Source organism: Neobacillus sp. PS3-40 (assembly GCF_030915485.1).
GTDB lineage: Bacteria > Bacillota > Bacilli > Bacillales > Cytobacillaceae > JAUZPL01.
In genome coordinates, this window is sequence record NZ_CP133266.1 from 2,186,282 (window position 1) to 2,200,276 (window position 13,995).

The window sequence follows — 13,995 nt, forward strand, 5'->3', positions numbered from 1 at the left end:
TAAAATCTTTATACTAATGGAAAAGGGGTAAAAATATGCAAACATTACAAATCAATTCTCGCGTAGAGAATTTTCTAAAAGGAACTAAAAAGCTTTTGATTAATGGTGAATGGGTGAATGCGACTTCTGAAAAAACTTTTGAAACCCTTGATCCTTCTAATGGGAAAGTATTAGCAATAGTGAGTGAAGCGGGACCTGAAGATGTCGATAAAGCGGTGAAAGCTGCACGCCAGGCATTTGAAAATGGCCCTTGGAAAAAAATGAGTGCTTCTGAACGCGGTCGCCTTATTTATAAGTTAGCCGATTTAATGGAAGCCCATAAAGAAGAATTAGCACAGTTAGAAACCTTAGATAATGGTAAGCCCATTAATGAAACAAGCAATGCTGATGTCCCTCTAGCTATTGATCACATCCGTTATTATGCTGGGTGGGCTACTAAAATTGTAGGACAAACCATTCCAGTTGCAGGCAATTACTTTAACTATACTCGCCATGAACCAGTTGGTGTAGTAGGGCAAATTATTCCATGGAATTTCCCTCTACTCATGGCAACTTGGAAATTAGGTGCAGCCCTTGCAACAGGATGTACAGTAGTTTTAAAACCAGCAGAGCAAACCCCACTTTCAGCTTTATATTTAGGTCAATTAGCACTTGAAGCTGGAATTCCTGCAGGGGTCATCAACATTATCCCGGGCTTTGGGGCAACAGCCGGAGCTCCACTTGTAGATCATCCAGACGTTGATAAAATTGCCTTTACAGGTTCTACACCCGTTGGAAAAATGATTATGAGGCAAGCAGCTGGGACCGTCAAAAAGATTTCTCTCGAGCTAGGTGGAAAATCCCCTAATATTATTTTACCTGATGCCGACATGAGTAAAGCCATTCCTGGAGCTTTAATGGGCATTATGTTTAACCAGGGGCAAGTTTGTTGCGCTGGTTCACGCCTTTATATTCAGAAAAAGTCCTATGATAATGTAGTTGCTGACTTGGCTCTACATGCCAAAAATATAAAACAAGGAGCCGGGATTGATCCATCTACCCAAATAGGCCCATTAATTTCAAGTAAACAATTAGATCGGGTTGGAAGCTATATTGAGAAAGGAAAGGCAGAAGGAGCAGAAGTGGTTGCAGGTGGTATTTATGGCCAGGGAGATGGCTATTTTGTTGCTCCTACAATTTTTGCTAATGTAAACGATGAGATGACCATCGCCAAAGAGGAAATATTTGGTCCGGTTGTTGCTGCTATGCCGTTTGATGATTTAGATGATGTAATTCGTCGGGCAAATCATTCAGAATATGGATTAGCTGCAGGATTATGGACACAGGATTTGAAAAAAGCCCATTATGTTGCCAAAGAGTTAAAGGCTGGTACGGTATGGGTAAACTGCTATAATGCTTTTGATGCAGCTTCACCATTTGGGGGATATAAACAAAGTGGAATCGGAAGAGAAATGGGAAGCTATGCACTTGATAATTATACCGAAGTGAAAAGTGTATGGATTAACTTAGACTAATTAAAGACAAACGTACACAATCACCATTCGTTTAAAAAACGCATAGGTCCTTTTTAACGCCACCATTTACCATAATGAATTGTCTCGTTAAATTAATTAACCTAACTAAATAAAGGCGGTGTGAGCGGAGCTGGTCTTCAAGTGATTCGTAGTGGGAATTTATATTTTTTAGCCACGAAAAGATGAACTGATTAACCTTTTGCGCAAGCCCCACCTCCTTTTCCTTACACAAAAGACCGATGTTGACGACATCGGTCTTTTACCTACTCTAAACATTCATATCCCTCTTATTGAAAGAGATATAGGTGATACCAACTAGAATTCCGATCATCACAACAGATACTGTTACAAATACAGGATCGAGTGTACCATTAACCAATAAATTCTTTGCATCAAAATATTTAAAAGGGGTCAGGTATTTTAAGTATTCTATCTTTCCATTTATATCGATCATGATCGAGAGAATAAACATTCCTAGAAGAAGAACAGTTCCGAATGAGACTGCTGACTTAGGATTTTTATTCACCGCAGCAATTCCTGTTCCTAAAAATAAGAAGAGTAGCTGTAAAATAAACATTCCCATAAGGAAAAGGACAATATGGTCTGTCTCTCCGCCACCATTGTTATAATGGGAAACTACTTTAATGGATGTAATAAGTGTAATCAAATTAAAGACAATTATATTTACCAATGCGGCTACTATCTTTGAAGTGATAATACGGTTTCTAGAAATTGGCTTTACCAATAAAAACTCTGATGTCTTATCCCGCTCTTCTTTTGCAATGATATTTGCTCCGAGCATCAGCGCATGAATGGCAGCCATAAGTATTAAGTACAGATAGAGAATTCCAAAAAAGCCAATCGCTTTTGTTAAATCAAAGGCACCTATCCCAAAGATGGTCTGAATCGATTTAGGCATCTGGGCAACTACTTCATTGATTGATTGATCGGAGGTAGAGAGGGCCCCATATTTACTCATTCCCCCTGCTACCATTAAAATGACACTAATACCCCAAATGATCAGCGATTTTCTGCATGATTTCATTTCTCTAATAAATAAGTTCATCCTATCCACCCCCTCTTAAACTGCATGAATATCTTTTTTTAAATAGATGATATAGCTCGCAAAAGTCACTCCGATAATGAAGACTAATTCAATAATGACGAATGATGCTTCGTAAGCAGAGTTCTTCATAATATAGGCTGAATCATAATATTTAAATGGTGTGATATATCGAAGTGTTTTTTCGCCAATCACCGAACCAAACATATTAATAATAAAGAAACCGAAGACGATGCTAAGTGATAATGGGAGAACTGACTTAATTCTAGGTACGATGACAGAAACAAAAACCCCAAGTGCCATAAACATTAGTTCAACAAAAAAGGCTGTAAGCGAAATGAGAATAAAGATTTTCATATCAAATGATTCTTTCGAGACTGCAGACGCCATGATACTTGCAGCAACAACGTAAATGATATTCGTAAATACTAAGGATGTTACTGCTGCCAAAAGCTTAGCCGTCATAATTTGTGTCCTTGTTACTGGCTTTGTTAACAGGAAATCAGCTGTTTTTTCACGAACTTCCTTTGAAACTATCGAAGTTCCTAGATTCATAGCTTGGATTGAACCACAAAGAACAATATAACCAAATACATAGGAGTAAAATCCAAGAAGAGAAGAGATTGTATCAATCGAAATCCCTAATGCCTTACGAACTCCCTCTGGATAGCCTTCAAGAAGCTTTTTGAAATCAGCTGCATCTTTGGTAAAGCCCGGAAAAATGGATAAAAAGAAAATAACGACTAAGACCAAAGATAATGTCCAAATGAACGTTGATTTACGATATGCCTTTAATTCATGTAAAAACATATTCATGGTCTCAGTTCTCCTTTTCGTAATAATGCATAAAGATTTCTTCGAGATCTGGTTCCTCAATCCAGAGATTAGCCAAGTCCATCTCGGAAAGCTTTTTCATCATGATGTTTATATTGCCTCTGAATAATAAGCTCATCATGTTATCCTTCACTTCTACATTACTAACACCAGGAATATCAAAAGCACCCTTATTGATAGGTCCATTCATTTCAAGCTTGAATCTTTTATGATTATTTTCTTTTAAAGTACTGATTTTTTCGAGTTTAATCAGCTGACCTTCCTTAATAATCGCCACCCTATCACACATTTTTTGAACTTCACTCAAAATATGTGAGGAAAATAAAATGGTTGTACCTTTCTTATTCTCATTCTTCAATAAATCGAAAAACTTCTGCTGCATGAGCGGGTCTAATCCACTTGTCGGTTCATCTAAGATAATAAGCTTTGGCTCGTGTAGTAGCCCTTGAACAATTCCCACTTTCTTTTTATTTCCAAACGATAAATCATTAATTTTTTTATTTACATCAAGATCCATGATTTCAACCAATTCCTTGATCCGTTTGCTGCAATCCTTTTTATAAAAACTAGCCGAATACTTTAATAGGTCCTTGACTTTCATATTGTCATAATAGAATACTTCAGATGGCAAATAGCCGATTTCCTTTTTAATTTCAGGAGCGAACGTAATCGAATCTTTTCCAAAAATAGTTGCACTGCCACTTGTCGGATAAATAAGGGATAATAATGTTCGAATTGTTGTTGATTTACCAGCACCGTTTGGGCCAATAAAGCCAAAAATCTCCCCTTCCTCAACAGTAAAGCTGATATCGCTAATTCCTCTCGCACTGCCGTACGTTTTGGTAAGATTTTTAATTTCAATGACATTCATATTCAGGTACCCCCTCATTATTTATAGAAACATTTTGTGAAAATCTCAAAATATTCATCTGCTTCAAGAAAGACCCTCTCATAATCAATCTCATGTGTTGGAGAAAGTTTTGCTTTTTGAAGCTCCTCTTCCGCCATTTTTTCAAATGCCCAAATGACAATTTTCAACACTTTTTGGATATCCATCCCATCTCTGAATCGTGAAATATCAATGCCTTCAAAAATTTTCTTTGTGTTTACTTTTATAAATTCATTTTGTCTATTTTCTATTACTGGTTTCACTTCATTTGCGTCTTCTATATAGGCGCTTTCTAAGAATTTTAAGACCTGAGGATATTTTTTTAATAACTCCATCTTTACTAGCGCTACTTGGCGTACTCTTGCGAAAAAATCTGTTTCAACCATATCAACTTTTTCAAATACTTCATTCACTAAAAGATCTACACAGTATTCATACAAAAACAAATACAATTGCTTTTTACTTTGAAAGTAATGAAACAGCAGCCCTTTTGATATTCCAGCCTCTTTCACCATTTCATTTGTTGAAGCATTCTCGTAGCCCTTTTGTGCAAACTCCTTAATTGCTGCATTTACTATTCGAACTTGTTTTTCTTTTTCAAGATTAAAAAACTTTGAAAACATCCTTCTTAGCCTTCCTTCTATGTCAATATTCTCAAGTTATTGACCACATCGGTCAATCATATTGTAATCCCATTGACTACACTGGTCAATATAATTAGAAAATTTATTTTCTATAAAGAAAACTCGCTGATTGGCGAGCCCCTAAGGGCGATGATTAGGCGTAGTTGCCCTTATGCGCTAGCAGAATTTATGGATATAAATTCTGATTGGTCAAAAAAAGCTAAAAAAACTGTATTAGATTGCTCTAATACAGTTTTTTGATTCCTATTATTTTTCCAATAAAGATGCAGCAGATCTAACCTCATTAGATCTCTTTAATCTACTTTAAAAAAGATTGGTTAAAGAGTTGCTCCACTTCTGCAGGGGGTAAAGGCTTACTAAATAAATAACCCTGCCCCACATTACAATGGTGTTCCTTTAAAACGAGGTATTGTTGTTTAGTTTCAATCCCCTCAGCCGTGACAAAAACATGCAAATGATGTCCCATATCAATAATTGTTTTGACAATCGCAATATCCCTCTGATTTATAGAAATATCATCTACAAAAGATTTATCAATCTTAATCTCATCGATAGGTAGGTATTTCAAATAACTAAGGGATGAATAACCTGTACCAAAATCATCAATAGAGATCTTAATTCCTAATTGTTTTAACTCGGTAAGAGTGCTTAAAGATCCTTGAAAATTATTCATAATACTTTCCGTTATCTCTATTTGTAGAAATTGTGGATCCAACTGGATATCACGAAATACGTTTCTGACTATTTTCAAAAAATCCTTATCTTGAAATTGGCGGGGGGAAATATTGACCGCTATACTTAGCGTTGAAAATCCCTCATTATGCCACTTTTTCAGCTGCAAACAAGCTTCATGCAAGATCCATGTTCCTATTGGGATAATCAATCCGGTTTCCTCTGCAATTGAAATAAATTGCAGTGGAGAAACCAAACCCCAATCGGGGTGTTTCCAACGAATCAAGGCCTCTAATCCCACTATTTCTCCCGTATGCAAGTTCACTTTTGGTTGATAATGAATGAAAAACTCATGATTAACAATAGCTCTTCGTAACGCATTCTCCATTTCCATTTTGTTACTGTTTTCCTTATCTAATACAGGTGTGTACAGTTGATAGTTATTACCACCAAGATTCTTAGCTTTGTACATAGCAATATCAGCCTGTTTAATTAATAAATCCTCATCTTCACCATCTTTTGGATAAAAGCTTATTCCAATACTAGGGGTAGTATAAAACTCATGGTTTCCAATATTGAATAACTTAGAAAATCCATCAATGATTTTTTGTGCTATCATTTCGGCTTTTTCCTGATCAACTATATCGAGGATGACACAAAATTCATCGCCACCAAAACGATAAATAGTACCATGATGACCCAAAAGTTGGACCATTCTTGTTGATACATTTTTAAGGAATACATCTCCAAAGGAATGCCCCATCGTATCATTAATAAATTTAAACCTATCTAAATCAATGAACATGACAGCAACCTGATTATTATGTTCTCTAGCTTTTTCAATTTTTTTATTTATATTTTTATGGAACATTGCACGATTAGGTAATTCAGTTAATTCATCGAAAAATGCCATATGCTTTATTCTTTCTTCACTATTCTTTCGATAAGTCACATCTTGAGTGACAGCTAAAAATGCCTTTTCTCCATTATAGTTAATCTCAGCAATCCTGGATTCAACATAGATGATCTCTCCATCAATTCGTTTGACAGGATATTCACATTGTTCAATCAGAGTCTGTTTACTATCTGCCTTCTCACGTTGCAATTGATATGTTTGAATGTAATTTTTATCAATAAAATCATAAATCGATTTTCCAATAATCTGCTCGTACGAGGTAGCCCCTAGTAATTCCAATCCTGCTTTATTGATAAAAACTAATTTTCCTTTAATATCAACAGCAATAGCATGCGGTGAGATTTCAACTAGATGTCGATACCTTTCTTCGCTTTTTGTAAGTTCATCATTTGTTTCCGTTAATTCTTGCAGTAAATTTCGATTAACAATCAAAATAGTGTTTTGTCGTATCACAATCAACACCATTACTAGGAAAAGCCCAATACCTAGCGAACCTACAGAATGAATCCCATGGTTGAATAATACAGATATCAACAAAATGAATGCTCCTACATATGGAATTAAATTATATTCATGGTTAGTTTGTGAGTAGTATTCAACCTGCTGACCTAAACGATACCTGGCATAGATGCTAGCAATTCCTATTATGAGTAACGGCAAAATCCATAATGGGTCAACAAACCCACCAGGTACATAGTTCCCCTTTGATAGTAAATAGGTATGTGCCGTATCCGCAAAGATTTGGAAGAAAAGTCCCACTATAATAATAGATAAAACTTTCTTGTTAACACTATACTTCGATAGATATAATAACCCAATTGTCACAAAAAGAAGTGCCAAATCGATAATCGGGTAAGCTAAGGAAAAAGTAACCTCCCAAATTGAATTAGAAGATGATGCTAATATGGGGGTTATTAGAAAATGGATGCTTAACGCAATTGCTGTTGTCATAAATATTGAAATGTTAAAAATGAAACGAACAAATGGAACGCCTTTTGTAATTGTGATTTCTATTATTAGTGCAGACAAGTAGAGAAGATATTGAACCAACCAGAGGAAATCTGCCCAACTAGGATAGGATGGTACCTTATATAGAGTGATTTGGTAATACCAGATACTTTGAGCAATGATAAATGACAAATTCCCCATCGCCAAAAAAACCCATACATATTTTTGTTTCCCCGTTAATTTCAGGATATACTGACAAATCCAGAAAATGCTTATTCCAGCCCCAATTAAAGGAAAAATAAATGTTCCCAGCAAAATGCGCATGGATTCATTATCTTTAAAGATATAAAGACATATATAAATAAATATCATATAGATAGTTGTAAAAATTATGCCAATCTTCCTCATGTTGTCTATCTCCTCGACCCAATATCTGATCCGACATTTTTCGACAATTCCAACTATAGTTTAACATAAATAAGTGGCTCAATGAGAGGCTTCTCTTCCCGTCATTTACAATCTATCTATTTCTAACCAACAGATAGAATTCTTCTGTCTTTATATAAAGACATGAAGAACGTCACTATCTCTATAGCTATCCAAACTATTTTTAAACAATAAAAACTGTAGAGGTATCCCTGCTACAGTCAAATTTTTTCACTTGTATATTATGTTTTGTCTTATTTTACTTTCAAACTCTTGTTTTGGTAATGGGCGACCGATGATATATCCCTGAATTCGATCACATCCATTTTCCCTGAGATATTCTAATTGCTCTACATCTTCTACACCTTCTGCAACAACTGTTAATCCTAAATTTTTCCCTAATTCTATGATTGTTTTTACAATTGCCTGATCTTTTAAACTAGTGACAATATCGTCTATAAAGGTTTTATCAATTTTAAGAGTGTCAAATGGAAGATGTCTTATTTGTGTTAAGGAGGAATAGCCTGATCCAAAATCATCTAAAGATATTTTCACACCTAGTTGTTTTAATCTTTCTAAAACGAAGGAAGCATGTTGTACATTTTGCATGATGCTTTCTGTTACTTCTAACTCGAGATATTTTGGATCAAGCTCCGTAACAGTAAGAGCTTCATTTACTTGCTGGTACAGATCCTTTTGCATGAATTGAATTGCAGAAACATTAACCGAAACAGATAGATCCTTTAGACCTTCTTCTTGCCATAATTTTGTTTGCCAGCAAGCCATTTGCAAAACCCAAGCTCCAATCTTATTGATCAGTCCTGTTTCCTCAGCAATTGATATAAAATCATCTGGAGGAACCATCCCCATTTCTGGGTGATTCCAACGAATAAGAGCTTCCATTCCTACTATTTTGTTTGTCTTTAATTCTAGCTTTGGTTGATAGTAAATTAAAAATTCATCCTGTTCCGTAGCTTTCCTTAAACCATTCTCAATCGTTAATCTCCTGTTAAATGAGTCTTTCATGTCAGGTGTGAAAATTTTATAGTTATTTTTCCCTTCATTTTTTACAGAATACATCGCTACATCTGCTCTTCTGATTAACACGCCCACTTCTTCGCCATGATCTGGGAAAAAACTTATCCCGATACTTGTAGTAATAAACAATTCATGCCCCTCAATCAGAAAAATATTATTTAAGGATTCTACTATTTTTTCTACCATTAAGATTACCTTTGTTCGGTCTCCTTCAGGTAACAGAATAATAAACTCATCTCCACCTTGCCTGCAAATGATTCCTTTATCATCTATACAGGCTTTAAGGCGTTTCGCCACATGTTGTAGTAAGATGTCTCCAATAGAATGATTTAGTGTATCATTAATAACTTTAAACCTGTCTAAGTCTAAAAAAAGAATGGCCATCTCTTCATTTTTTGCTTTTGCCTCATTCAATGCCCCACTAAGCTGCTTTTCAAAATAGCGTCGATTAGACAAGCCTGATAAAAGATCATGATAGGCGAGATATTCTACATTTGAGATGGATTCTTCAAGTTGTTCATTTTTCTCAACTAATTCCTTTGTTCTAAGTTGGACCTGCTCATCTAATTCTATATTTAACTCTTTGAGCTTTCCTACTAATACTTCGTTATGAACCCTAGTAAATATTTGTCGGAAAATAATAAGAAAAATAGAAATAGAAGACCCTACTACTAAACTGTTGATTTTCTTCTCATCATAGATCGTGATGAGAAACAGAATAAACACACTTAAATAGGGAAGCCATAATCTTACTTCACGGAGATAATTAGTCTTATGTTTATTTATATTCATTTGTATTTCCACTATATTTTCATTCGAATAATAAGAGGAAATACCAATTAAAAGTAATCCCAAATTCCAAAGTACTGCAATTGGGTTGCTACTTGAGTACATATTTTGTGATACCAAAAATAGATACACAGTATCTGCTACTATAAAACAAAATTGACCCACTATTATAAGGAAAAAGAATTTTGACGCTAATTTGATGTTTCTTGAGTTAAATATACTGATAAGACCGAAAAAAAGTGCCAATTCTGATATAGGGTACCCTGCATAAACAATTTTATATAGAATTCCATGATCAGCGGATTGCTCTAAAATGGGTTTGATAATAAATTCCCAACTTATTGAGGTGGTAACCGAAATAACAATTAATGCATCATAAATATGTTGGAAAACCTTAGATGTATTTGTTTTTAAAATAAGTTCATTAAATGCAAGTAGGCCTATTATGGGAGTTAGTATCCAAAAAAGATCTTGGATTCCCGGAAACGGCGGTGTTACCCTTAAATAAATTTCATAGAACATCCAGATAAGCATTGCAATCGTATAGCTAAGCATGGAAAAACAAAGCAGCAACCAAAAATTCCTATTTCTACCATTTTCTTTTCTGTACCTATTGAATAACCATAAAGCTGAAATTAAAGGAGCCGACGTTTGGAATAAATCGCTTCCTAAGATTAGTAGCCAATCATGTTTTTTAAATAGCTCTAACCAAGCTAAAAAGGCTATTATATGTAAACACAAAATAGATACTGCAATTTTATGAGACATTGTTTTTTTCATACTGTCACGTTCTTTCTATGTGCAATCGACAATAAATTATGATTTTATAGATATAGATATAATTTACCATATTTTTTTGTAAATCGGAGTCGGAATTTGTCGAAAATTGTTATTTTATCGTATTTTTTTACTATTTCGTTATAAAAAGGATTGCTCCCCTTGTTATATTTTTACATTTTTAAATCTAAATTTCTTCCCTTTAAAAGAAATCATGCTATCATAAAAATAGAAAATAGAAGGAGATGACAAATCTTGAAAGATGAATTAATGAAACGTTTTACTTCTTACGTAAAAGTGGATACACAGTCTAATGAGAGCAGTGAGACTTGCCCTTCCACTTCTGGACAGCTAACTCTTGGCAACATCTTAGTAGAAGAATTAAAAACCATTGGAATGGAATCGGTTACAATTGATGCAAATGGTTATGTAATGGCAACACTTCCTGCTACCACTGAAAAGCAAGTACCAACCATTGGATTTTTAGCCCATATTGATACAGCAACTGATTTTACTGGTAAAAATGTTAACCCACAAATCATCGAAAACTATGACGGAAAAGATATCGTTTTAAATGATTCCTTACATATTGTGATGTCTCAAAAGGACTTCCCGCAATTACCTGAATATATTGGCCATACATTAATTACTACGGACGGCACCACACTGCTTGGTGCGGACAATAAAGCAGGTATTGCTGAAATTATGACTGCCATGGACCATTTGATTCAGCATCCTGAAATCAAGCATGGCAAAATTAGAGTGGCTTTCACACCAGATGAGGAAATTGGAAGGGGCCCGCATAAATTTGACGTTGGAGCATTTGGTGCTAAGTATGCTTACACAGTTGATGGAGGTCCACTTGGCGAACTAGAATACGAAAGCTTTAACGCTGCTTCCGCAAAGATTACTATTAAAGGCCGCAATATTCACCCCGGATCTGCCAAAAACAAGATGGTAAACTCCGCCAAAATCGCAATGGAATTTAACAAAAGATTGCCTGTTGAGGAAGCACCTGAGTTTACAGAAGGATACGCGGGATTTTATCATTTAATTTCGATATATGGCGATGTTGAACAAACAAAGCTAAATTATATTATCAGGGATTTTGATAGAGAAAACTTCAATGCTAGAAAAAACACTATTGAAAGCCTAGTAAATGAGTTTAAAGGAACATACGGAGCAGACAATATCATCCTTGAAATGAAAGATCAATATTTCAATATGAGAGAAAAGATTGAGCCTGTTAAAGAAATTGTTGATATGGCCCAAGAGGTAATGGAAAGTTTGGATATCAAGCCATTAATCAAACCAATCCGTGGCGGAACAGACGGCTCACAGCTTTCTTACATGGGAATGCCAACACCAAATATTTTTACAGGTGGAGAAAACTTCCACGGTAAGTTCGAGTTTATTTCTGTTGATAATATGTTAAAAGCAGTTGATGTAGTCATTGGAATTGCTAAGCTTGTTGAGCAAAGAGCTTAATTGGATCCAAAATAACATAATAAATTGCTTACCAAATAACAGATTGACAATCATCATGGTCATTGTCCGAATTAGGGTGTTAATCCGTTTTATGCGCTTATGGTAGGTAAACCTTCATGTAACGTTCTTTGAAACTTGTCTGTTGATTTCCGCTCCAGATGCTTCGCTTTCCGCGGGCGGTTCGGGGAGCCTCCTCGGCGCTCTGGCGGAGGCTGCTGAAAAACTGGCGAATTTTTATTTTTCTCATTGGATGTGGATAAAAAAAGCAGCTAGTTGTCCGAATTTTGGATAACTAGCTGCTTTTTTCTTGGTTACTTTTATATTCTATCTTATTTTTTCTCAGAGAGGAGCTTTATAATCCTCTTGAGATTGACTGCGAATATCGCTGTAGCTCCTTGTATTTCCATGCCAAATAGACCCATAGATGACGCCACATCATACCCGTGTCTATGTTTAAGTTCACTATTTTTCGCCTCAATTTTATAGCGTGTTTTCGCTAGGTTTTTAAAACTTCCGTATTTTGAAACGCTTCTTGACCTGTATGTTCCGTTGATTTGATGGTTACTGAATAGGACTTACTTTTCGCTCCTTCTTTATAACATCCTTCACGGAAAAGACAAACAGCACATTTTTTAATATCGAAAAGGTACTTGATTCTAGGGTTTTTATCTTGATTCTTTCTTTCTTCATATTTTTTTCGAATGGCCATATGCCCGGCTTTACAAACATACATCCCTGCATCTTTATTAAAATTAAATTCATCTTCTTTTGTTCTTCTACCATATGTAATAAGTGGATGCAGTCTAGAAACAAGTGTTAATTGGTGTTCTTTTGTATAACAAATATTATTTTTCTCAGAGTAGGCAGTATCCCCAATAATTGTATTAATTTCCATTCCTGTTGCTTGGCTTTTTTTAATTAATTCCTGCAGATATTTTCCATCATTTTTTTCACCTGTTGTCACAACTGCAGCAGTAATAATTCGTTCATCACTCATTGCAATATGCGTTTTGTAGCCAAAAAAAGAAGAATCAGCTGTTTTATGTCCTACACGTGCGTCTGGGTCTGTTGAAAAAGCCAGTTGTTCTGTATAATCTTCCACTACTTCTTTTAGTACATTTAATTTTTCCTTTACAGCTGGGGTTGCCGCAATTTTAGGTTCTGACTCGACAACAGAAATGATTTGACGGCAATAATTTAATTCATCTGTTACTTCGTTAGAAGTTGTTTTGGATGGGAATTTCTCTTTCATGGATTCATCGAACTGATAAACGGCTTTTCGCACATTTTTTGATTTCTCCTGCAAAAATTCTCTCGGTGATTTTTGGTTATAACGTGCTTTTGTATGTGTAGCATCAACAATAATGGTTTTATTTTTAATAATTTCCTTTTCAATTGCAATCTCAACGGTCTTTCCAATGAGCATATCTAATAAACCCACATCTTGAAGACGGAGTTTACGGAATTTTGTTAAAGAACTTGGGTCAATTACGGAATCTTCTGGTGCCATATCGAGGAAATATTTAAACGACATATCATATTTTGAACGTTCTACTACATCTATATCTGACAAATCATAAATTGATTTAAGCAATAGATATTTGAACATACGTATCGGTGACACTGCATTCCGACCGTTATCAAGACAATATTTCGTTTTTAATTCTTCAAGAATAAATGAAAAGTCAACTAGTTTATTGATTTGGCGAAGCATATTATCCTCTGGAACTACGAGATCAAAAATAGCTAAATATGGACTGAAATTGAGAGATTCTTGATTGGAAATCATTTAGATATCACCTACATACATTTAATATCATTATTATAAGACAAATAGGCAGTTGAAAGTTTGATTAATTCAAACTTTCAACTGCCTAAAAAAATGGGACTTTTTCAGTGGCCTCGCTCTGGCGCCTGCGGGGTCTCCCCAGCCCCGTACTCCCGCAGGAGTCTCGCATCTTCCGCTCCAATCAACAGGGTGTCAAAATTAACATTAG

8 protein-coding genes and 1 pseudogene are annotated in these 13,995 nt (G+C 35.2%); 2 read left to right on the forward strand and 7 right to left on the reverse strand.

Going from position 1 to position 13,995, the window contains the following annotated elements; all coding sequences use genetic code 11:
* Positions 1-35 precede the first annotated feature (35 nt).
* The gene (locus RCG20_RS10710; RefSeq protein ID WP_308184223.1) at positions 36-1,514 is read left to right on the forward strand and encodes an aldehyde dehydrogenase family protein; all 1,479 of its coding nucleotides are present in this window, start codon (positions 36-38) and stop codon (positions 1,512-1,514) included.
* 268 nt (positions 1,515-1,782) lie between these two features.
* On the opposite strand, the gene RCG20_RS10715 is transcribed toward RCG20_RS10710, so the two are convergent.
* The 6 genes from RCG20_RS10715 to RCG20_RS10740 form a co-directional block, all read right to left on the reverse strand.
* A complete protein-coding gene (locus RCG20_RS10715) occupies positions 1,783-2,580 on the reverse strand; it encodes an ABC transporter permease subunit (RefSeq protein ID WP_308184224.1) in 798 nt (265 codons plus the stop codon).
* A 15-nt stretch (positions 2,581-2,595) separates the two neighbouring features.
* Complete coding sequence (locus RCG20_RS10720; RefSeq protein ID WP_308184225.1) at positions 2,596-3,393, reverse strand: ABC transporter permease subunit; 798 nt, start codon at positions 3,391-3,393, stop codon at positions 2,596-2,598.
* A gap of 4 nt (positions 3,394-3,397) precedes the next feature.
* Positions 3,398-4,282, reverse strand: a complete 885-nt coding sequence (locus RCG20_RS10725) for an ABC transporter ATP-binding protein (protein WP_308184226.1) — start codon at positions 4,280-4,282, stop codon at positions 3,398-3,400.
* Positions 4,283-4,299: 17 nt separating this feature from the next.
* Entirely contained in the window at positions 4,300-4,923 is a 624-nt protein-coding gene (locus tag RCG20_RS10730) for a TetR/AcrR family transcriptional regulator (RefSeq protein WP_308184227.1), read from the reverse strand.
* Positions 4,924-5,242: 319 nt separating this feature from the next.
* Positions 5,243-7,888, reverse strand: a complete 2,646-nt coding sequence (locus tag RCG20_RS10735; RefSeq protein ID WP_308184228.1) for a putative bifunctional diguanylate cyclase/phosphodiesterase — start codon at positions 7,886-7,888, stop codon at positions 5,243-5,245.
* 249 nt (positions 7,889-8,137) lie between these two features.
* The gene (locus tag RCG20_RS10740) at positions 8,138-10,513 is read right to left on the reverse strand and encodes a DUF4084 domain-containing protein (protein WP_308184229.1); all 2,376 of its coding nucleotides are present in this window, start codon (positions 10,511-10,513) and stop codon (positions 8,138-8,140) included.
* A 267-nt stretch (positions 10,514-10,780) separates the two neighbouring features.
* Here RCG20_RS10740 and pepT point away from each other — a divergent pair, with 267 nt between their 5' ends.
* Positions 10,781-11,998 (forward strand): peptidase T, encoded by a 1,218-nt coding sequence (gene pepT, locus RCG20_RS10745; RefSeq protein WP_374120541.1) that lies wholly within the window; start codon positions 10,781-10,783, stop codon positions 11,996-11,998.
* Positions 11,999-12,327: 329 nt separating this feature from the next.
* Here the strand turns inward: pepT and RCG20_RS10750 are convergent.
* Positions 12,328-13,787 (reverse strand): annotated as a pseudogene (locus RCG20_RS10750) (IS1182 family transposase).
* Between the last annotated feature and the right edge of the window lie 208 nt (positions 13,788-13,995).